This window comes from Ilyobacter polytropus DSM 2926, assembly GCF_000165505.1.
Classification (GTDB): domain Bacteria; phylum Fusobacteriota; class Fusobacteriia; order Fusobacteriales; family Fusobacteriaceae; genus Ilyobacter; species Ilyobacter polytropus.
In genome coordinates this window covers 76,610-98,263 of the sequence record NC_014633.1, presented here as the reverse complement: position 1 = coordinate 98,263, position 21,654 = coordinate 76,610, and the positions used below count along the sequence as shown (strand labels likewise).

General features: G+C 34.0%; 18 protein-coding genes, 2 tRNA genes and 1 riboswitch. Of the genes, 5 read left to right on the top strand and 15 right to left on the bottom strand.

Annotated features, from left to right (window positions below):
• Positions 1–11 precede the first annotated feature (11 nt).
• Positions 12–557 (bottom strand): Fe-S-containing hydro-lyase, encoded by a 546-nt coding sequence (locus ILYOP_RS10350; RefSeq protein WP_013388459.1) that lies wholly within the window; start codon positions 555–557, stop codon positions 12–14.
• Between the two features lie 27 nt (positions 558–584).
• Entirely contained in the window at positions 585–1,427 is an 843-nt protein-coding gene (locus ILYOP_RS10345; RefSeq protein ID WP_013388458.1) for a fumarate hydratase, read from the bottom strand.
• A 647-nt stretch (positions 1,428–2,074) separates the two neighbouring features.
• On the opposite strand from ILYOP_RS10345, the gene ILYOP_RS10340 reads away from it, so the two are divergent.
• Complete coding sequence (locus ILYOP_RS10340; protein ID WP_013388457.1) at positions 2,075–3,127, top strand: hypothetical protein; 1,053 nt, start codon at positions 2,075–2,077, stop codon at positions 3,125–3,127.
• Between the two features lie 206 nt (positions 3,128–3,333).
• Positions 3,334–3,753, top strand: coding sequence for a hypothetical protein (locus ILYOP_RS10335; protein ID WP_013388456.1), 420 nt, complete (start codon positions 3,334–3,336; stop codon positions 3,751–3,753).
• Positions 3,754–3,949: 196 nt separating this feature from the next.
• On the opposite strand, the gene ILYOP_RS10330 is transcribed toward ILYOP_RS10335, so the two are convergent.
• The 6 genes from ILYOP_RS10330 to ILYOP_RS10305 all read right to left on the bottom strand — a co-directional run bounded on the left by ILYOP_RS10330 (position 3,950) and on the right by ILYOP_RS10305 (position 9,739).
• The gene (locus ILYOP_RS10330) at positions 3,950–5,158 is read right to left on the bottom strand and encodes a bifunctional 3,4-dihydroxy-2-butanone-4-phosphate synthase/GTP cyclohydrolase II (protein ID WP_013388455.1); all 1,209 of its coding nucleotides are present in this window, start codon (positions 5,156–5,158) and stop codon (positions 3,950–3,952) included.
• Between the two features lie 19 nt (positions 5,159–5,177).
• Positions 5,178–5,834, bottom strand: a complete 657-nt coding sequence (locus tag ILYOP_RS10325; RefSeq protein ID WP_041921323.1) for a riboflavin synthase — start codon at positions 5,832–5,834, stop codon at positions 5,178–5,180.
• A gap of 18 nt (positions 5,835–5,852) precedes the next feature.
• Positions 5,853–6,932 carry a bifunctional diaminohydroxyphosphoribosylaminopyrimidine deaminase/5-amino-6-(5-phosphoribosylamino)uracil reductase RibD gene (gene ribD / locus ILYOP_RS10320; protein ID WP_013388453.1) on the bottom strand — a complete coding sequence of 360 codons (1,080 nt, stop codon included), beginning with the start codon at positions 6,930–6,932 and terminating at the stop codon, positions 5,853–5,855.
• A gap of 3 nt (positions 6,933–6,935) precedes the next feature.
• Positions 6,936–7,397, bottom strand: a complete 462-nt coding sequence (gene ribH / locus ILYOP_RS10315) for a 6,7-dimethyl-8-ribityllumazine synthase (protein ID WP_013388452.1) — start codon at positions 7,395–7,397, stop codon at positions 6,936–6,938.
• A gap of 109 nt (positions 7,398–7,506) precedes the next feature.
• A riboswitch (FMN riboswitch) is annotated at positions 7,507–7,625 on the bottom strand.
• A 109-nt stretch (positions 7,626–7,734) separates the two neighbouring features.
• Positions 7,735–8,016, bottom strand: coding sequence for a putative quinol monooxygenase (locus ILYOP_RS10310; RefSeq protein ID WP_013388451.1), 282 nt, complete (start codon positions 8,014–8,016; stop codon positions 7,735–7,737).
• Positions 8,017–8,545: 529 nt separating this feature from the next.
• Positions 8,546–9,739, bottom strand: coding sequence for a hypothetical protein (locus tag ILYOP_RS10305; protein WP_013388450.1), 1,194 nt, complete (start codon positions 9,737–9,739; stop codon positions 8,546–8,548).
• A 366-nt stretch (positions 9,740–10,105) separates the two neighbouring features.
• Between ILYOP_RS10305 and ILYOP_RS10300 the strand changes: the two genes are divergently transcribed.
• The 3 genes from ILYOP_RS10300 to ILYOP_RS10290 all read left to right on the top strand — a co-directional run bounded on the left by ILYOP_RS10300 (position 10,106) and on the right by ILYOP_RS10290 (position 14,002).
• On the top strand, positions 10,106–12,589 hold the full coding sequence (locus ILYOP_RS10300) for a cation:proton antiporter domain-containing protein (RefSeq protein ID WP_013388449.1): 2,484 nt from the start codon (positions 10,106–10,108) through the stop codon (positions 12,587–12,589).
• 380 nt (positions 12,590–12,969) lie between these two features.
• The gene (locus tag ILYOP_RS10295) at positions 12,970–13,704 is read left to right on the top strand and encodes an AzlC family ABC transporter permease (protein WP_013388448.1); all 735 of its coding nucleotides are present in this window, start codon (positions 12,970–12,972) and stop codon (positions 13,702–13,704) included.
• Positions 13,694–14,002: an AzlD domain-containing protein gene (locus tag ILYOP_RS10290; RefSeq protein WP_013388447.1), complete on the top strand. Its 309-nt coding sequence runs from the start codon at positions 13,694–13,696 to the stop codon at positions 14,000–14,002. The genes ILYOP_RS10295 and ILYOP_RS10290 overlap by 11 nt, the downstream gene beginning before the upstream one ends.
• Positions 14,003–14,344: 342 nt before the next feature.
• Here ILYOP_RS10290 and ILYOP_RS10285 read toward each other — a convergent pair whose 3' ends face one another.
• From ILYOP_RS10285 to asnB, 7 genes are all read right to left on the bottom strand, one after another.
• A complete protein-coding gene (locus ILYOP_RS10285; RefSeq protein ID WP_013388446.1) occupies positions 14,345–15,976 on the bottom strand; it encodes a mechanosensitive ion channel family protein in 1,632 nt (543 codons plus the stop codon).
• Positions 15,977–16,162: 186 nt separating this feature from the next.
• Positions 16,163–16,246, bottom strand: a tRNA-Leu gene (locus ILYOP_RS10280).
• 7 nt (positions 16,247–16,253) lie between these two features.
• A tRNA-Lys gene (locus ILYOP_RS10275) sits at positions 16,254–16,329 on the bottom strand.
• 125 nt (positions 16,330–16,454) lie between these two features.
• Entirely contained in the window at positions 16,455–17,483 is a 1,029-nt protein-coding gene (locus ILYOP_RS10270; protein WP_013388445.1) for an alpha/beta hydrolase, read from the bottom strand.
• Positions 17,484–17,738: 255 nt separating this feature from the next.
• Positions 17,739–19,130 (bottom strand): asparagine--tRNA ligase, encoded by a 1,392-nt coding sequence (gene asnS / locus ILYOP_RS10265; protein WP_013388444.1) that lies wholly within the window; start codon positions 19,128–19,130, stop codon positions 17,739–17,741.
• A gap of 83 nt (positions 19,131–19,213) precedes the next feature.
• Positions 19,214–19,408, bottom strand: coding sequence for a DUF896 domain-containing protein (locus ILYOP_RS10260; protein WP_013388443.1), 195 nt, complete (start codon positions 19,406–19,408; stop codon positions 19,214–19,216).
• Positions 19,409–19,729: 321 nt separating this feature from the next.
• Entirely contained in the window at positions 19,730–21,310 is a 1,581-nt protein-coding gene (asnB, locus tag ILYOP_RS10255) for an asparagine synthase B (RefSeq protein ID WP_013388442.1), read from the bottom strand.
• Positions 21,311–21,654: the final 344 nt, after the last annotated feature.

Here is a 21,654-nt window from a genome sequence, read left to right as displayed (position 1 = left end):
CCTCCTAATAATTATTTTCTATATTCAGCTTGTCCTGTTTCGTATTGATCATTTCCATAAGTATCATTGATTACAATAACAGGAAAATCTTCTACTTCAAGTTTTCTTATTGCTTCTGATCCTAAATCTTCATAAGCTATCACTTCAGCTTTTTTGATGCACTTTGCTATAAGTGCAGCAGCCCCACCTGTGGCAGCAAAATAAACCCCTTTATTTCTTACACAGGCATCTTTTACCTCTTGAGATCTTCCCCCTTTACCTATCATTCCTTTTAAGCCCTGATCCAAAAGAGTAGGAGCAAAAGGATCCATTCTATAGCTTGTTGTAGGCCCTGCACTTCCTATAGGATTTCCTGGCTTAGCAGGAGATGGCCCTACATAATATATAATCTGACCATTTACATCAAAAGGTAATTCTTTTCCTTCTTCTACTAACTTTACAAGTCTAGCATGAGCTGCATCTCTTGCAGTATAAATTGTACCTGTTATTTGTACTATATCTCCTGATTTTAGTTTTTCTGTATCTTCTGCCGTTAAAGGTGTTGTTAACTTAATCATTTTTCCCCTCCAAATTTAAATGATATATTATAGGATTACTTCTTTATGCCTAGCTGCATGACAGTTTATGTTTACAGCAACTGGAAGTGATGCTATATGACATGGATAACTGTTTACTTTTACAGTTAGAGCTGTTACTTTTCCACCTAGACCTAGTGGCCCTACTCCAGTATTGTTAATAAGCTCAAGAAGTTCATCTTCTAATTTTGCATTTACAGGATCTGGACTTTTATCATTTAGATCTCTCATAAGTGCCTCTTTGGCTAGAAGAGCAGCTTTTTCAAAAGTTCCTCCTAGGCCCACACCTACTACCATTGGAGGGCATGGATTTCCTCCACCGGCTTTGATAGCTTCAATTATTAGATTCTTTACTCCCTCTACACCTGCTGCAGGAGCGAGCATTTTTACATAACTCATATTTTCACTTCCTCCACCTTTAGGAGCCACGATAATCTTCACCTTATCTGATCCAGGTACAAGTTTAGTATGAATAATTGCAGGAGTATTGTCCTTTGTATTGACTCTGTCAAGAGGATGTCTTACTGCAGATTTTCTGAGATATCCCTCTTCATATCCTTTTCTTACACCGGCGTTGATAGCCTCATAGATGTCACCGTTTATTTTTACTTCTGTACCCACTTCCAAGAAAACTACTGCCAGTCCAGTATCTTGGCACATAGGGACCTGGTCATCAGCAGCGATACCATCATTTGTAATTATCTGCTCTAAAATGTTTTTTCCTACAGGAGACTCTTCTTTCTCCAAGGCTTCTTTGATTTTCCCCATTACATCCTTACCAATAAAGTAGTTGGCCTCTATACAGAGTCTTGCAACTTCTTCTGTTACTTTTGTCAAATCAAGTTCTTTCACATTAACCACCCTTTTTTAAAATTTTTTATACTACCGAGGCATTTCTTAAATTATAACAGACACATATATCCCGTATCACATAATTAGATTATATCTTTTATTGGTGATTCTTAAAAATTGATAAATACAATCCTCAACAAATATATCATTTATAAGTTATATTAAGCGACAAATTATTCTAAAACAAAACATTTAATCTCAAAAAAGCATTTTAATTCTCTATTAAAATTTAACACAGAAAACAGTTTTAATGCCACTTTATTTAATTAAATTAATCTTTAATAATTATAATAACTCTGCCTCTTGCAATCAATCCTAAAAAAATCACAAAAAAAATACGCCCCACTCTCTGTACCTTACGAACAAAGAAAGTAAAACGATTTGTTGTCTGAAAAGGCGTGAAAAAAGGATTTTCCACAGCTTAAAAGACCTGTCATTTACTTCTATCTTTCATTAAAATGAATAATAATCTCTAATAATAATATAACTTTAAAAAACCAAAGATGCAACTTAAGTGAAATAAATAGCTTTTTTAATTTTTAAAAAAAATTTCATAAACAAAGAGATTCTATATATTTTTGTAGTATAATTTAGAGAATCGATTTTATTCGTCTTGTTTTAATCGAATTTTTTTAGGAGGAATACAATTGAAAATAATAATTTACTTTATCATTTTTACATTATCATGTTTGCCTGCCAAGTCTGAGATACCGATAATAATAAAAGACTCTAACGGAAAAATAACATATGAAAAAGACCGAAATGGAAACATCATAAAAAAAGATTTTTTCAGCTTTAAATATGATGATTTGGGAAGGATTATTTTTTTAGATGATGGAGATATCACAATGACCTACGCCTATAATGATAACCCCGACAACAGCACCGATGTAACTGTGGTCATGAGAGAAAAATCCAAAAGAAGAGATTTTTCCTATAAGATCATAAAAAAAGAGACCCCAACTATGAAAACAGAAGAAATTCACGGTCGTACAGTTGCCTTTCATTCCGGATTTTCCCAGAATAAGCTACTTTTTTCAAAAGAAACACTATTAGACGAAAAAGGAAAACCCTTTGAAATTCTAGAAAAAGAATATGTCAGACGTATAGGAAAGGACTCGACTCTTTATTTCATGAAATATCCAATTATAAGAAGATTTACCAGAAAGGTCCCCACCAGGAAAAGAGGATGGTCCGAGATAAGTTACACAACAAACGAGGAAGGATATTACAGTGTAAGAAAAGGCAAAAACTTCGTAAACTATACCACAGAAGCTATTTACAGACCCCAGAGTTTTATCACTGGTAACGGTATAGGGGTTACAGTGAAGGTTTACAATCCAAAAGGAAGATTAGATTTTGTCGAAAGTAATGGACGACGATTTTCATACAACTATTTTTACATTGGAAAAAATGAAAAAAGACATATAGAAAGACTAGAAATCATAAACAGCGGAACTCTACTAGAAACACTTTACTATACTTATCCTGATGGATATATTGACCCTGAGAAAAAGTTAGATCCTAAAACTAAAGTTGTTGAGGAAAATGATACCTCAGAAGAAAATGAAACTGTCTCGGTTTTAGGAGATTTTAAAAGTATCGACCTTTCTAAAAATACTTCTACTAAAAAAATAGCTCAAGACTTAGAAGTACCTATTTATAAAAAAGAAGTCCGATTTAGAAGATATGATCAGTAGTAATCCTTGTAAAATACAAATACCCCACTATTCAATAATAAAATACAGCATATTAAATATAATTAAATTTTGTCATTCTTCTGGATAATTTCTTGTACTAATTCTTCTTTATATTTTTAAAGAAGGATATAACTGTTTTTTACTGAATTATATACTGTATAGGATTTTTTTGGGTTTTTATACTTTTAAAATAGGGGTGTAAGATTATGTTAATTGAAAACAAAAAAATACCTGAATTAATTAGAAATTCTTGTGAAATTGTAGACCGTCTCAACAAACAGTTTGGAGAAGTAACAAAAGATGAAGAATGGAAAGAGGAATACGGATACTGGATAAAAGAAAATGAGAAGTACGGCCTTTGGTTTGGAATGCACTTTGGTATATGGAATACCTTTGGTTTTCCGCTATGCTTTAGCATCAACCAGAAAGAAAGCGATGATTTCAGTAAAATAAAGCTCTTGCTCGATTCTCAAGGCTATAAAAGTCATCTTTATAAATATGCAGACAATTATCACGAATTGGTAGTTCCAGTAAGAAAAACCCATTTTAAAAATCCAAAAGTAGAAAATGAAATAGGAGAAATTATCCGGGAAATAATAGAAATTTTAGAAAAAAATATAACCTAATTAAAAAATCAAAATAATACAGACATTTCCATGTCAGAATCTTTACTGTTAAACTCGAATTTTACTGAATATACTTTTATAACAAGATAAAAGAAGAGGGGAAAATTCCCTCTTCTTTTAAGTATCTCTATCAGAATAATTTTAGCAGACAATTTCCCATAAACATGATAATTCATCCTATACAAATACCATAAAATTATTTATTTTCATCCAGTTTTAATATGTGTCCAAGTTTAGTCTTCTTGGTTTTAAGGTATCTCAGATTATTTTCATTTGAGTCTACCTCTATACCCTTTCTTTTATTTACCTTTACTCCGTATTTCTCGAGGCCATTTACCTTCCTAAGGTTATTTGTCATGACTCTCACAGATTTAACCTCTAAAGCCTTTAACATTTGAGAAGCTACAGCATAGTCTCTTAGATCAGCTTCAAATCCTAGCTGCTCATTTGCCTCTACTGTATCCAATCCCTTGTCCTGAAGTGCATAGGCTTTTATCTTGTTGATAAGACCGATCCCTCTACCTTCTTGTCTGAGATACAGGATAATCCCAGCTCCTTCTTCGTCTATTTTTTTCATAGCTTCCTTCAGCTGAAGTCCGCAGTCACATCTCATCGACCCTAATATATCTCCTGTAAAACACTCTGAATGTATTCTGATAAGAACATCTTCCTTACCTTTTATATCTCCTTTTATAAGAGCAATATGCTCTTTACCATCCAATTTATTATCAAAGGCAACTATTTCAAAATTTCCAGCAATTGTAGGCATAGTTGCAGTTGCATAGACCTCCATTAGTACATCATGTTCTTTTCTGTATTTTATGAGGTCTTCTATAGATACAATTTTTAGGTCATGCTCTTTTGCAAACTCTTTTAGGTCCATAAGTCTCGCCATTGTTCCGTCATCCTTTAGTATTTCACAGATAACTCCCACAGGCTTTAAACCCGCAAGTCTTGCAAGATCTACAGCAGCTTCTGTGTGCCCTGGTCTTGCCAAGACTCCTCCGTCTTTTGCCACCAATGGGAAAAGATGTCCCGGTCTTTTAAAATCCCATGGTCCCTTGCTTTCATCTACTAGATCAGTTATAGTTTTTACTCTGTCTGCTACAGAAATTCCAGTAGTGGTACCTTCTGCAGCATCTACTGAGACAGTAAATGCTGTCCCGTGAGAGTCTGTATTTCTATTTACCATTTGAGGAAGGTGCAGCTGATCTGCCCTCTCTCTTGTCATAGGTACACATGTGAGACCTCTGGCGTATTTGGCCATAAAGTTTATACTCTCATAGCTTACCTTTTCCCCGGCGATAATGATGTCACCTTCGTTTTCACGGTTTTCATCATCTACCACAATTACCATTTTTCCGGCCTTTATATCCTCTATAGCTTCATCTATTCTATCTAGCATAGTAATTCATCTCCCGTTTTTAAAAAAATCCGTTTTCAAAAAGGAATTTTTCATCGATTCCCTTCTTCTTTTTCTCCTCTTTGCTGTTATCAAAATGTAAAAGCCTTTCCACATACTTTCCTATAAGATCAGTCTCAACGTTGATATAATCTCCGATTCTTTTATAGCCCAGAGTGATCATCTCTTGAGTGTGTGGTATGAGTGATACACTTATACTTTCCTTTGTAAAGTCAACAATTGTTAGACTGGCTCCATCGAGGGTTATCCTACCCTTTTCAACCACATATTTCATCAGTCTAGGCTCTACGCTGATCTCATATATTTTTGCAATTCCTTCCTGTTTTATAGAGATTATTTTCCCCTCGCAGTCTACGTCCCCTGTAACCAAATGACCTCCTAGTGGAGTGGCCAGCGTCAGGGATTTTTCAAGATTTACCTTTGACCCACTTTTCAGCCTTTTCAGGTTTGTTCTTTTTACTGTTTCAAACATACAATCTGCCGTAAAATAATTATCACCTAACTCTACAGCTGTGAGACAGGTACCGTTTGTTGCTATACTATCACCTATCTTGGCACCCTCAAGTACTTTTTTGCATTTTATTTTTATTTTCAGGGATTTTTCTCCTCTTGCAACAGAGATTACTTCCCCCATCTCTTCTACCAGTCCTGTAAAAATTTGGGTCACCCCCTTTTTTTAATCTTTATAAAATTCCACTGAAATATTATTTCCATACTGATTAAATTTAACATTTTTCAGTTCAAAAGCTTCCTCAATACTGTCAAATGAAAATCCTTTTATAAAAGGTATCCCTTTTTGGTCTCCCAATATCTTAGGGGCTATAAATATCTCTCCTCCATCTATAGCATTCTCTTCAAAGGCCTTAGATATGAGGTAACTTCCTCCTTCAAGTAAAACAGAATCTATCTTAAGTTCACCAACTTTTTTTAGAATATCACTTATTTTAAACTCATCCCCAGGAAGCCAGGCAAAACGAACCCCCCTCGCTTCCAAGAGTGATACTTTTTCTGAATCTTTGTTTTTTTCTGAAGTTACTATTATGCTCTTACCGTCTTTCATACTTGCAAAATTTGAATCACTGGGAACAATAAGCTCAGGATCTATTACTATCCTAAAGGGATCATTTCCGCCTTCTATCCTTGCATTGAGCCGTGGATTATCCATAACAAGGGTATTTGCCCCTACCATTATTCCCATAAAACGGTGTCTCAATCTTTGTACCTTCTCTCTAGAGACCTCGTTGGTTATCCATTTAGAACTTCCTGTTCTGGCAGCTATTTTTCCGTCTAAGGTAATAGCACATTTAAGAAAAACAAATGGTTTTTCCGTAGTTATGTACTTCATAAATACCCTATTTAGTTCTAAGGCTTCTTTTTCCATCAGCCCAACTTCCACCTCTATACCGGCTCTTTCTAGAATTTTTACTCCTCTTCCTGCCACAAGGGGATTAGGATCAAGACAGGCTATCACACACTTTTTTATACCCATCTCTATTATTTTTTCAGCACACGGAGGAGTTTTCCCGTAGTGAGAGCAAGGCTCTAAGGTCACGTAAATCGTGGCGCCGCGACACTCAGATCCTGCCTCATTCAAGGCATAGACCTCAGCATGAGGACCTCCGTATTGTTTGTGATACCCTTCCCCTACTATAGTTCCGTTTTTCACCACCACGGCTCCTACCATAGGATTTGGGTTTACATTCCCTTCTCCCTTTAATGCGAGTTTTAGAGCCGTCTCCATGTATTTTTTATCCATAGTTTACATCCCCTTTAAAAGGTTTACCATTTCTATAGCAGATACTCCTGCATCAAATCCTTTGTTTCCAGCCTTTGTACCGGCTCTTTCAATACACTCCTCTATTGTATTCGTTGTAAGAACTCCAAATATTACAGGGATACCTGTTTCTAAAGAGACTGAAGCTACTCCCTTTGAAACCTCCGAGCATACATAATCAAAATGCGGAGTGGCTCCTCTTATTACTGCTCCAAGTGTAATAACAGCATCGTATTTCCCAGATCTTGCCATTTTTTGAGCTACTAGCGGCATTTCAAAGGCGCCTGGAACCCATGCTAAATCTATATCTTCCTCAGAGACTTCATGTCTTTTTAAAGCATCTAAAGCTCCACCTATTAATTTAGACGAAACAAACTCATTAAATCTTCCTGCTATAATTCCTACTTTTAGACCTTTTCCTGTGAAATTTCCCTCAATAACTCTCATAATTCCTCCTTGTTTTTCCATTTATTATAAATATAAAAGCCCGGATAAACTCCGGGCATAGTTCTTACTAGGATTAGACTGAAATTAGCCGTAAAAATACAGCTCTATAAATCTCCTTCTCCCATCCAGACTTTACTGTCGGTTCTGGAATTACACCAGATCAAGGCCCTATGGCCTTCGCGGACTGTCACCGCCGGTCGGGAATTTCACCCTGCCCTGAAGATTCCTATATTTATTATTTTCATAACTAGTATAACTTCTTTTTCCCTGTTTTGTCAACTCCTAGAGAAAATATAAAAATTTAATATTACAACGCTTCAAAATACATAGCTCGATTTTAAGCCTCTTTGTAAATGTTGATATCTCTGCTTTTTCTGAGTTCTTTCACCTTAGCTCCTATTCTTTTAAAATGTTCACTTTGAAAATGTGCTTCGAGACAGTCCATATCTTCCCATTTCTCTATAAAGGTAAAGGTTCCTGCACTTTCTGTATCTTCATAAAGAACATACTCTATACACCCCTTCTCCTTCCTAGTCTCATCTATAAGTTCCCTAGTCAGGCTTTTAAACTCCTCTGTCTTTCCTTCTTTCAAAATTGATTTCGCTACTACTATTATCATTTATTTCCTCCCCTGTAAACTTATTTTAATTGAACAAAAACAAAATAACAAAAAATAAAGGAATATCTTTTCTCACTTTGTAAAGGTATTATAAGAAAGAGATATTAAAGTTTTCAAAAAAACGGATTTAGTTTCTCAGATTTTAAAAATTCCATTTTACCCTAGGAATCATTTAGGGAGAAATCGTAAATTTATTTTTATTTAGGATCTGGGATATACTAAAGATTCTATTGATTTTTTTAAGATTTAATAGGAGTTGATGATGTCAAAAATATTGAAGATGAGGTATAACTCTTGAGACAATTGAATATTGAAAAAAATCAAAAAGACAAAGCTAACGAAGTAATTGTTATGAGTTAGCAGTTTATCTTTTATCTGCTATACTAAGAAACAAAATTAAAAATGTTTCATTTAAAAAGAGCTTTAACTCTTTTTGATAAGAATTTTTCAAGGTCGGCTAAAAAGTCGACCTTTTTTATATACTTTAAAATTTTGGTTTTCCTTTAAGTAAGTGAGCTCTTTATAAAAATCATTTTACCTCTATACCCAAAATTTCTACAAGTTTACTTTTAAAATCCTTCGACCTTTTATGCAATTCATCTATAGCGTCTGCAGTCCCTTTGGCTCCCTTTCTGCCCAGAAAAAAGAAATGATTACCTGATAATTCAAGACTTAACTCTTCAGGAGCTTTTCGGACCATCTCCCTTATCTTTTTCCACTCTGTATCGTTAAATTTTTTTAATCTCATCTGAGGCAAAACATAACTTTTGGTTATCTTATTTACTATAACCATCCCCCAGTTATACTTGTCTGTCATGGCGTGTCTGGCATCATCTATTGAATCATTGGTTATATTTGCAGTGAGAGGATATCCCGCATAATCATATCCTGCAGAGTCTTCTATGGTTTCACTAAAATTTTTAACAAATTCCCCACCTCTATACCTCCATCCATGGTTAAAAAGATTTATGGGAGTATTCCCAAAATAATGTGTCCTTCCAATTTCACGAGGGATTAAACTGTCACTTTCTAACCCATTTAACATTGCGTTTTCAGCCACTGTTCTGGCTTCTCTTCTTCCGCTTCCAAAAACTGCATAACCTTTATCACCAACCATAAATATTCCTTTATCATCATTACTCTTTTTTAATTTTGGGTATATTGTAGGAGACGACAATCCAGGCATAGGAGGTGTCGCAGCTAGCCCTATCCATAGTTCTATATCCAGTTTTATTTTTTCAGCAGCTATTCCCAAAGCATGGGATACCCTCCCAGCCATGCTCCACCCTACGGCTATGACTTTATTTTCCAGGTTGTTTTCCTGTATTACATCTTTTGAAGCTAGAGCTATCTGCTCGCCCCACTGTTTAATTGTAAAACCCGGGTAGGCTCCTTCAAACACCTGATCCTTTACCTCCAGTGGATAAGAAAGAAAAAGTAAATTATAACCTCGCTTATAAAGCCAGTAGGCCAAAAACTGTTTAGAATCAAAACTTTCATGAACACCGTAAAAAATTCTAGCTGTGCTGTTTGCCCCTGGTGATACTACAACTAAGGGCATATTTTTTTCTCCAGGAACAAATTTCATCATCACCGGATAATTATTATATACACGTATCTCCTCGCCTTCAAAGAGTTTTCCTTCTGCTATTTTTGAAAATAAAAACATCATAATAAAAATTGAAAATATGTATATATAACTGCCGTTTACAATTAATTCCATTTTAATCCCTCCATTCACTATCTATTCTAACATTTTTCAATCTTTTTTATACCAGAATTCAGAAATTCTCAATTTTTTTTGAATTTTTAAATGAATCAGTTTCTTTTCATGATAAAAATAGTGATATATTCGACTTGTGCAAAAAAAGTTTTAAGTCAAAATTTAATAAATACATTCTAAAAAGTTGTATTTTTGAGAATTAAAACTCTGAATATATAGTTTATAAATATAGAATTTGGCAGTTTTAAGCGTCTATTATTAATAACAATATTAATGCTTCACAAGTTGATCTCTGTAGTAGACTTACTACTATTCTTATAGTAAAATATAAGTAATAAAAATTTAATATAAAAGGAGTGATATACTTTGGTTAGTCTACCTATACATGATCCTGTCTTAATATTTGCTATTGTTATGTCCAGTGTACTTGTAGCACCGCTGTTTGCTCAAAAATTAAAACTCCCAGGGATAGTAGGTCTTATTGCAGCAGGTCTCATAGTAGGGCCACATACCTTCGGAATATTGGAAAATGACCGAACCATAGATTTACTAGGGACAATTGGGCTCTTGTATATCATGTTTGAAGCTGGTCTTGAAATAAACCTCGGAGAGGTAAAAAAGAATAAACATCACAGTATATTGTTTGGACTGCTGACATTTTCAGTCCCTTTGGTTATGGGAATTCTAAGTGGAGTCTATATACTAAAAATGAATTTAATGGCATCGGTGCTCATGGCTAGTCTTTTCTCATCTCATACTCTAATAAGTTTTCCTATAGTCAGTAAACTGGGATTATCTAAAAAGAGCTCTGTCTCTACAACCATAGGAGCTACTATTATTACTGATACCTTGGCATTTTTAGTAATGATAGTTGTCATAGCATCCAACCAAGGAAACCTTGGGGTTTACTTCTGGATAAAATTATTTTCCTTAAGTACTCTATATGTTGCATTGACAGGATTATATCTTCCGAGACTGACAAGGTGGTTTTTTAGAAACTATTCTTCAGAGTCTGGAGTTGAGGAGTATGTTTTTGTAATAGCTGTGTTGTTTATTTTGGCCCATCTATCACACATGATCGGTTTAGAGCCTGTTATAGGAGCCTTCTTGGCAGGACTTGTATTAAACACTCTTATACCTGAAAAGAGTACCCTGATGAACAGGGTACAATTCATAGGAAGTTCTATGTTTATACCTTTTTTCTTGATATCTGTAGGAATGATAATAGACGTAAGCCATTTCTTTACAGGGACTGGAGCACTAAAAATATCCCTGACAATGATTACAGTGGCGATACTGTCTAAGTATCTGGCAGCAGTGGGGTTTGGAAATAAGGTGAAGCTTAAAAAATCAGAGACAAATTTGATGTTTGCAATGAGTGTGAATCAGGCTGCGGCTACACTGGCAGTTGTAATGATAGGATACAGAGTGGGGATATTCAATGAAGATATTCTGACTGGATCTATAATGATGATAGTCTCTACTTGTTTTTTAGGAACTATTTTTACAGAAAAATATGCAAAAGAAGTGATGTTGGATGAACAGACCAATTACAAAGTTTCATCTGATGTAAAAACCGATAGAATACTTATACCTGTCAGTGAAGCAAACAATTTAAAAGACTTAATAGAATTTGCTTTTTTAATAAAGAAAAAAGGAAGCCATGAGCCTTTATATCCACTTACGGTGGCTATAGACGGTCAAGATGTGGAGAGACAGATTTTAGAAGGTGAGAGATTCCTCGCCAAAGTAGTTACCCATGCAAATTCATTGCAAAAGAGTGTCATACCTCTAAATCGAATAGATATCAACGTGTCCAATGCCATAACAAAAGTTATTAAAGAGTACAGGATTTCTAAGGTTATTATAAACTGGAATAATATAAAAAAAAGCCACAACAGAGTCTTTAGCAAGGTTATAGATCAATCGGTGAAAAAAAGTAATGTAAGCATATACATAACAAGGATAATCCATCCTGTTGGGATAACAGAAAATATGTTTCTAATAGTCCCTCCTTTAATTAACAGACAGATTGGCTTTGTTGATGAATTTTATTCTATAATTAAGATGGCCTTATCAATAAACTCCAAATTGGTAATAATATCAGATGAACCGACAAAAGGGGAATTACAAAAGATAATCCTTAAAAACACATCTAATCTTAACTATGAATTTAAGACTTTAAATAGCTGGAAAGTTATTGAAGAAAATCTGTCAGGGATAATAAAGGATAGTGACATGATTATTCAGATAATGGCAAAACAGGGACAATTGGCATGGCGTCTTACTTTTGACAGACTTCCAAATAAACTTGTGGAGAAATTTGTAAACAACAATCTTATCGCCGTCTATCCTTCAACTAACTGCAACGGTGAAGAAGAGTGTTCCTATGAAAATACCAAGGGGGATATCTCTATTATAAGAAGATTATCAAAAAATAATTTTTTGTTTGATTTTTCTGAAAATAATCCTGAAAAATTGTTAAAAATAATCACAGATAAATTTTCAGATGAAAGAGAAAGCCGGGAAGTATATGAAGATTTGAAAGATGTACTTAAAAAATATCCGGTAGAGCTGACACACGAAACTCTTCTTATTCATACCTATATGGAGTCTATCGATGATTATCAAGTATATATTGCAACAAATAAAAATAAGTTTTCAGTGGAGAATGTAAAATCAAATCCTAAGGTTATCATAGTACTTTTGTCACCAAAATCAGATCCTATGAACCGACACTTAAAGGTTCTTTCTGAAATTGCGAAAATAGTTACTGATAAAAAAATGCTTTCGGATATACTGGGTTCTTGCAGTTATTCAGAATTTTTAGAAAGGATAAACCAAAGATAGAAAAAGTAGAATTTTCATAAAAATTTCTTATTAGATGTCAATTTCATTGAGAAAAAAGTAATAAAGTAGCAGACAATCATTATTTTAAAACACAAGTTTTTATTTTCTTGTGTTTTTTTATTAGGAAAATAATTATGCTTAGAATTTTCCCCCTTTGTTAACGAAGGTCCATTCACACAGGAAAAAAAATTCAAGAAAAATGTCTAAGTTCAAAAAATACAAAATATATGAGAAATATGATTCTCCTCAGTGAAAGAAAAAATATTGAGATTAATTTTTGAGCATCCAAAAACCGAATTTTCTAATAATTTATTGAAAAATAAAAAAAATAGGTGTAAAATACTGATTATTTAAATTTTCAATAATTGGAGGAATGAAAGGTGAAAGCTGTGGCTTTAAAAAGACTAAGATCAAATAATGATTTTAAAATAGGTATGAAAAGTGCCGCTCCCATTTTCATGGGATATTTCCCAATTGCCGTGACATTTGGACTCATCATAAAATCTGCAGGTTTGCCGGGTTATATGGCTGTACTTATGTCCATGACTAATTTTACCGGGGCTACTCAATTTATTTCTACTACTATGCTCTTATCAAAAGCATCTCTTTGGAATATCCTTCTGACGACATTTATGATAAATGCCAGATATTTTATTATGTCTTTATGTGTTGCCAACAAGCTTTCAAGAGGGATTAGTACCAAACTTAAAGGAATACTAGCCTTTGGAATAACAGATGAGGTCTTTGTCTTGGCCATGACAAAAGAAGAGACCAACGTCAATTTTATGTTGGGATCACAGCTTATGTCGTGGCTTGGTTGGGTTGGAGGGACACTTGTGGGGATAGTTGCAGCCGACTTCCTGCCAGGATCAATATTAGCCAGTACCGGTATAGCCATATACATAATGTTTCTCGGACTTATTCTTCCAGCTGTAAAAAATTCAAAAGAGATTGCAGTTGTCACTCTACTGGGAATACTTATAAGTTCCATTTTCTTTTATACCCCGCTTCTTAAAAACTTTGTGGGCAACTGGAGAGTTATTATCTCTATTATACTCACATCTGCAATAGGGGCACTGCTTTTCCCAGTAAAGGAGGACGAAGATGGAAACTAAATTTTTGATGGTAATTCTAGGTAGTATGTTCATAAATTACTTTTTAAGGGCTGTGCCTGTAATTTGCCATACAGGAAAGAAACCAGGTAGTTTTTTAAAATCATTTTTAGAATATATTCCCTTTGCTGCAATAGGAGCACTTTTATTTCCAGATGTGCTTTACTCTACAGATACTATGTGGATATCTCTTGCAGGACTAATATTTGCTGGAACACTTATTCTTCTCAAAAAAAATATGCTCTTAGTTGTATCTGGTACAATTTTCTTGGTTTATCTTTTAAACATGATTAAACCTTAATAGTTTAATTTGACATATTTTGAAATTTTATGCTCTACTGTCTAATGACAATTAAAAAATCAAAACAATCATTTCAATATTTTAAAAATAGAAAAAGATTATTTCAATACAATTATAGCACTTCCGTTTCTTTCACTTTCAGTCACCCATGAGACAAAATTGACTCTGCGAGGACTTTATTCTTCCAAGTCAAAATCGATAATTCCCATAGAAATAAAAGATCAATAAGACAATATAAAAAGAGGTGTAAAAGTTATAGAATATGTTTCTTAAAATCTATACTTTGCACACCTCTGGAATTTTTAAAAATCTATTAACTTTCAAAAATAATAAAGTTTCAGTTTATATTTCTATATCTTGTTTTATCTCCTCTTGATTTTTAAATATAAGCACTCTTCTTGCAAAAGGAATCTCTATTCCTTCTTTTTCAAATTCATCTTTTATCATATTTCTCAGCTCATAGGCCACACTAAAATGATGCCCCGGTCTCACCTTAGTTACGGTTCTTATAAGAAGCTCAGATTCCCCAAATTCTTTTATCCCTTGAACTATCATTTCCTCTAGCACACTAGAATTTTTTTCTTTTATCTGCTTCCCTAAACTAGTGAGAACGTTAAAAACATGTTTGAGATCACTTTCATAGGCTACCCCTACCTCTACCACAGCAAAAGTGTATCCCTTAGAGTAATTTTCAACACCCTCTATCTGTCCGTTTCTAAGTATATGAAGTTGTCCGTTAGGATCTCTTATTTTAGTAGTTCTGAGAAGGACTGATTCCACTATACCCTTAGCTGAACCCGTCTCTATATAGTCACCCACTAAAAATATGCTTTCAAAAAGAATAAATATTCCTGCAACCAAGTCATTGATGAGAGACTGGGCACCCATACCTATGACAATACCTAAAATACCAGCACCGGCTAGTATAGGCATTGGATTTATATTCAAAGCTCTCAACATAAGTACAAATGCAATAAAATATATTATACTCTGTAATATAGATTTAGTTATAGGCACAAGAGTTTCTCTTTGCTTGTTCAGAACCTGTTTTTCAGACTTCATCATATACTTATCAACAAAGAATTTCAAAATCTCTACAATAACCCGGGTTATAAAGAATATACCTATTATTTGAACTAATGCAGTTCCAAAAGGAACAAATCTTTCAAAAAAACTAATCTGCAGCATCGCTAATGAAGTAACCCATACATAAATAACATATTCCAAGCATCTTCTAAATAGTGGCAGTAAATTATTGAGTCTATTGTACCATCCTACATAATCTTCACGGTACCAGTATCTTTTACTAAGATCTTCTAGACTATCTACAACTGCTGTAGCTGCCTTTGTAAATAACATTCCCCCTGAAATGATAAGATATATTTTCAAAAGAACGTACATATTGCTTAAAAAAACCTCTGGAAAAAGCATTAAATTCATAGCATATATTACAACTAGAAATTTTACAGAATTTTTTATGATTTTGCGCAGTCTGAGAAAAAAACTATCTATAGTTTCATTATTTGAGCTTATATTTTTATATTCTTTTGCAGCGGCTTGTGCCTTATCCAATATTTTCAAGATTATTTTGATTAAATAATTAGCCCCTATACACACCAGTATTAGTTTTACTGACCCTATTAGAGTTTCAGTCCAAAATTTATTAGGAATTTTAGATGCTAGGTGCAGAGCATTTTCATAAATACCGATTTTTTTATAAAATAGATATCCATTGTATCCCATAAGGAGTATAAAAACAAAGATGTAGCTATATATCAAAAGTCTTTTTATTTTTTTCAAAACCATTTTAGAATGCTCTTTATATTTTTTTAAAAAGGGTATATAATCTGTTTTCTTGAATAAAATCTTGAAAATAATATACACAAATAAAAATAATAGACTCAAGGTTATTATTTCACCGACTATAAAAATAATATCTTTTAGGAAGTATTCAAATGGTTTTAGCATCTCCATCTTTTCACCTCGCTTTTATTAAAAATTACAATCAATATAATCTCATTTTGATCTCTTTATATTCAGTGATATACTTGAAATCTAAGTCCAATCCTACTTTTTAAAAAATCATTATTCCAAACTTTGGCTGTTATAAAATAAATATGTATAAAAAAACAGCTCCTAAAAGCTGTTTAAAGTTTCTTATGGTGCGGAGGGGGAGACTTGAACTCCCACGTCAAAGACACTAGATCCTAAGTCTAGCGCGTCTGCCAATTCCGCCACCCCCGCGTTTGAGTGGTGCGTCACACAGGGATCGAACCTGTGACAACACGATTAAAAGTCGTGTGCTCTACCAACTGAGCTAGTGACGCATATTATTATCATACCTATAAATTTTGTAGTTTCCTTTTGTTGAAACAACAGATATGATAATATCATAACTCCATAGCTTTGTCAAAAGTTTTTTTCAGTTTGACAAAAATATAAAGCCTAAAACTTATTTAAGCTTGTCGTAAAAGTATTTCAAAAGGTTAGGAAGATCCTTTGCCACATAATTCCAAGAATGAGATTCACCCCTATAGAGGTGAGCATTGTAATTAAATCCGTATTTTTTAAGCCTTCCCACAACGTCTATCCACTGCTGCAGCATAAGATATGGCTTTTTATCCTCGTCTCCTACACTTAGGTAGAAGTACTTGTCCTTTAGCTTATGAGGATTTTTTCTTCCATAGGATTTTATAAGAGAATAGGGATCCTGTTTTATTATTTGATACCCCCAAGAGCCAAAAACCTGCACAAAATGACGACCGTCACCTTCTCCGAAAATAAACTGAGGCACGTAAAGCATTCTTATTACCCTCATTACTCTCCGGTTAACAGCTAGCCTTATAAGACTTATGGCCCCTGCAAAACTCCCTGCAGCCTTAAACTCATCTATATTCCTTAGGGCGATCTTTAAGGCCCCGTGACCTCCCATTGAAAATCCTGCTATCCCAATACTTCCAACTGGATATTCTGATTTTATCTTTGGAAGAAGTTCTTTTACAAAATAACTTTCATAATCATGTGATTTTCTTTTTATAAAATCAGAATACCAGCTCTCTCCATTATAACCCGAATCAGGCATAACCAAAATCATCTCACCTATTTTACCACTATGCAAAAGTCCTTCGTAATTTTCTATAATTTTAGCTCTCTCAAGCCAGTCATCTGCATTGTCTCTCATACCATGCAGAAGAAGTATACATGGGTATTTTTTTTCTTTTAATACCCTCGGAGACATTACAATATATCTCATGTTTTCCCCTGTACAAAAGCTTTTTATATATCTTACTCTTATTTTTATATCCTTGCTAAAGGTCAACGCCTCTGATTCCCATTCCCATTCTACCATTTTCTCTCGATACCATACATCTGGAAAGGTAAGGGTTCTCTCTATTTTTCTTTTTATTTTGTTCTCACTGGTTCCTGTCAACAGATAAAAAATCAAAAGAAGCAGGGTTACCCACCATATAAAACCAAACATATATTTCACCCTTCTGAACATATTCTAAAAAATTATACCAAAAACCAATTAAAAAGTAAAACTATAGTAATCCTATACTTTAAATAATCCAGTAATTTCAAGTTTTTATAATTCTTTTTCTTGTAATTGCTGTATTTTTATCCATAATTAAAATCTAAAAAATGTTCTAAAATACGTCCTCAGCACTAGATAACTGACTTATATAATTATAATAAAAGATGCCGGCTAACCGGCATCTTTTAAATAATATTCTTTTTAAAATTCAGCACTTTTAGGTGTTCTAGGGAAAGGAATTACGTCTCTTATATTGGTCATTCCAGTTATATACATCATCATTCTTTCAAAACCTAGACCAAATCCTGAATGAGGAAAGCTTCCATATCTTCTCAAGTCAGTATAAAAAGTGTAATCCTCTTTATTAAGATTCATTTCTTCCATTCTTTTTTCTAGTAAAGGAAGATCGTCTTCTCTCTGAGATCCGCCTATTATCTCTCCAATACCAGGAGCTAACAGATCCATTGCCCTTACTGTTTTATCATCTTCATTCATTTTCATGTAAAAAGCTTTTATATCCTTTGGATAATCTGTTACAAATATTGGTTTTTTAAAATGTTCTTCAGCTAGATATCTCTCATGCTCACTCTGAAGATCGATTCCCCATTCTACAGGAAAATCAAATTTCTTTCCACAGTTTTCAAGAATCTCTATCGCCTCAGTATATGTAACCCTTCCAAAGTCATTATTCAATACATTGTTTAGTTTTTCAAATAAGCCTTTCTCTATAAAGCTGTTGAAAAACTCCATCTCTTCAGGACATTCATCCATTACATATTTGATAACATATTTTACCATTGCCTCTGCAAGTTCCATGTTTACACCGAGATCTCCGAAAGCTACTTCAGGTTCAATCATCCAAAATTCAGAAGCGTGTCTCGATGTATTTGAGTTTTCAGCCCTGAAAGTTGGTCCAAAAGTATATACATTTCTGAAAGCAGCACAGTATGTTTCCACATTTAGTTGACCACTTACAGTGAGGTTAGTCTCTTTTCCAAAAAAATCTTTAGCTTCGTCTATAGAACCCTCTTCAGTTTTAGGAACATTATCCAAATCTAATGTAGTAACCCTAAACATCTCTCCTGCTCCTTCACAGTCTGCCCCTGTGATAATTGGAGTGTGTACATATACAAAATCATTTTCTTGAAAAAATTTATGAATAGCATAAGCTAGAACCGATCTAACTCTAAATACTGCAGAAAATGTATTTGTCCTCGGTCTAAGATGGGCAATAGTTCTCAAGAACTCAAAAGAGTGTCTTTTATTTTGAAGCGGAAAATCAAGGTCAGCTTTTTGAAATATCTCTACCTCACTAGCTAGTATTTCTATAGACTGTCCCTTACCTTGAGATTCTACAAGTTTACCTTTAATAACAAGAGTAGACGAAATAGATACTTTTGAAATCTCCTCAAAATTATCGAGTTCACTTTCAAATACTACCTGAATTCCTTTAAAAAAAGATCCGTCATTTATTTCAATAAATCCAAATTTCTTTTGAGACCTTATTTTTTTTACCCATCCTGAGATGACAACTTCTTTTCCAATAAAGCTTTCACTCTCTCTAAAGAGTTTCTTTACTAAAGTTTTTTCCATCTTATCCTCCAATGCATTTTTAATATATTTCTTATTCTAGTTATACTCTTTTGCAGTTATCTGTCCTAACTATACTCATCATCCTAATTTTTATATTTAGGTTCATTCTCATCAACTATTTTTATACTATCTAGGTGGCCCTTAACTTGTGCCTTAAACCTCTCAAGATACATGTTTCTGTATTTTTGTCTGTCTATTTTTTCTTCCTCTGTTAATTCTCTTTTTTTTGATTCACCAGCATAATAATTAACCTTTTTTATAATATCTTTCATATCCATAACTAATCCTCCATTCCATATAAAAAAGCTCTTTGCGAGTATACGCAAAGAGCTCAGCTTTCCCAGTATTAAATCCAAGAAAGTACGGAGATACTTACACGAGCACTCGATACCTTTTACTCTGACGCGGCAATTACGTCCATGCCTACTAATCTTTTAGACTTTCAGGTGGAGGCTCCAAGGTGTTCTTCACTAAAGACTTCGTTACCGGACTCACACCATAACCGGCTCGCTCAAACTACTTTCTAAAGTTACTCTCCTCTTCATGGCCTTTATTTATATAGGGTAATTATACTTTAGAGTAAACTTCTTTGTCAAGGGTTACTTTCCACTGTCACCATAGTTTGATAATACTCTTGCACTAGGGTCGTCTACGTTACAACCTTCCCACTCTTTATTTGGCATCCAGAAGTCTTTTATCCACTCTGCTTTACCAGGGAAGAACTCTTCAAAGATATCTCTGTATAGCAGTGATTCTTTTGTAAATGGAGTCCCATAAGCATATTTTTCTTTTGCCTTTTCTACATCTTCATCAGAATACTTTTCATCAGCAAATGCCTTGATACAGTCAACTAATGAGTGTCCTACAGCGTCACTAAAGGCTGCTTTTTCTCTGTATAAAATGTCTTTCGGAAGGTATTCTCCACCTTCGAAAGCCTTTCTAAGAAGGTATTTACCTTTGTTATATGTATTTAATTTTTTTTCAGGATTGATCCCCATTACATAGTCTACAAAATCTAAGTCACCAAAAGGTACTCTAGCCTCTAGAGAGTTTGCTGATATACATCTGTCAGCTCTTAGTACGTCATACATATAGATCTCTCTAAGTCTTTTTTCCGCTTCTTTTTGGAACTCTTCTCCACTTGGTGCAAAATCTGTATATTTATATCCAAATATTTCGTCACTGATTTCACCAGTCAATAGAACTTTGATATCAGTATTTGCTCTTATATATTTACAAATAAGGTACATTCCCATACTTGCTCTAATAGTTGTTATATCCCAAGTCTCAAGACAGTATATTACATGCTTTAAGTTATCTAAAACATCTTTCTCGCTGATAGTTACCTCTGTATGCTCAGTTCCCAGGTATTCAGCTACCTCTTTGGCATATTTAAGATCTATAGGATCCTTTTCCATCCCTATTGCAAAAGTCTTTAAAGGCTTTTCAAGATTTCTCTGAGCAATTGCACAAACTAAACTTGAATCTAAACCTCCACTCAATAGGTACCCGACTGGTGCATCAGAATCTAATCTCTTTATTATCCCTGCTTCAAGTCTTTCTCTTATACCTTCTGTTATCTCTTCAAGGTCTCCGTCGATAAATTGCGTATACTTTGTCATATCTCTGTAGCATATGAATTCTCCACCTTTATAGTAATGTCCTGGAGGAAATGCAGCTACATCTTCACAAAAATCAGTTAAGCCTTTTGCCTCACTTGCAAATGCTATTTCTTTGGTAGTTTTTGAATAACCGTAAAAAAGTGGTCTTATCCCGATCGGGTCTCTAGCAGCTATTACTTCGTCAGCTCCGGCATCATACATAACCATGGCGTATTCTGCATCTAGATATTTAAACATCTCTACACCCATTTCCTTATACAACGGAATCAGTACTTCACAATCACTATCTGAGTGAAATTTATATTTATCTTGAAGGTCCTCTTTTATTTTTCTAAAGTTGTATATCTCACCGTTACATATAGAAATACTTCCGTCTAGCATAAAAGGCTGCATTCCGCTGTTGCTAAGATCCATTATTGATAATCTGTGAAATCCCCATACCCCTTTGTCTTTTAGTATTTCTGTAGAGTCAGGTCCTCTATACACAATTCTTTCAAAACTTTTCTCAAATCCTAATAGTTCCGCTTCTTTACCTGAATAATACATGATTCCACACATAATTTACCCCCTATTTTTAATAACTTATTTTTTATAAAAAAAACTCTTTGCATGCATATGCAAAGAGCCTTGACTTCCTTCAAATAGAAATTTCAATTGAAATTTCAAGAAAGTACGGAGCTGCTTTTATATGCACTCGATACCTTTTGCTTTAACGCTGCAATTACGTCCACGCCTAATAATCTTTAGAGACTTTCAGATGGCGGCTCCAAGGTGTTCTTCACTAAAGGCTTCGTTACCGGACTCACACCATAACCGGCTCGCTTAAACTACTTCCTAAAGCTACTCTCCTCTTCTTAGCTTTTATTAATTATTATTTTTAAGTTAGAGTCATTATACACAGT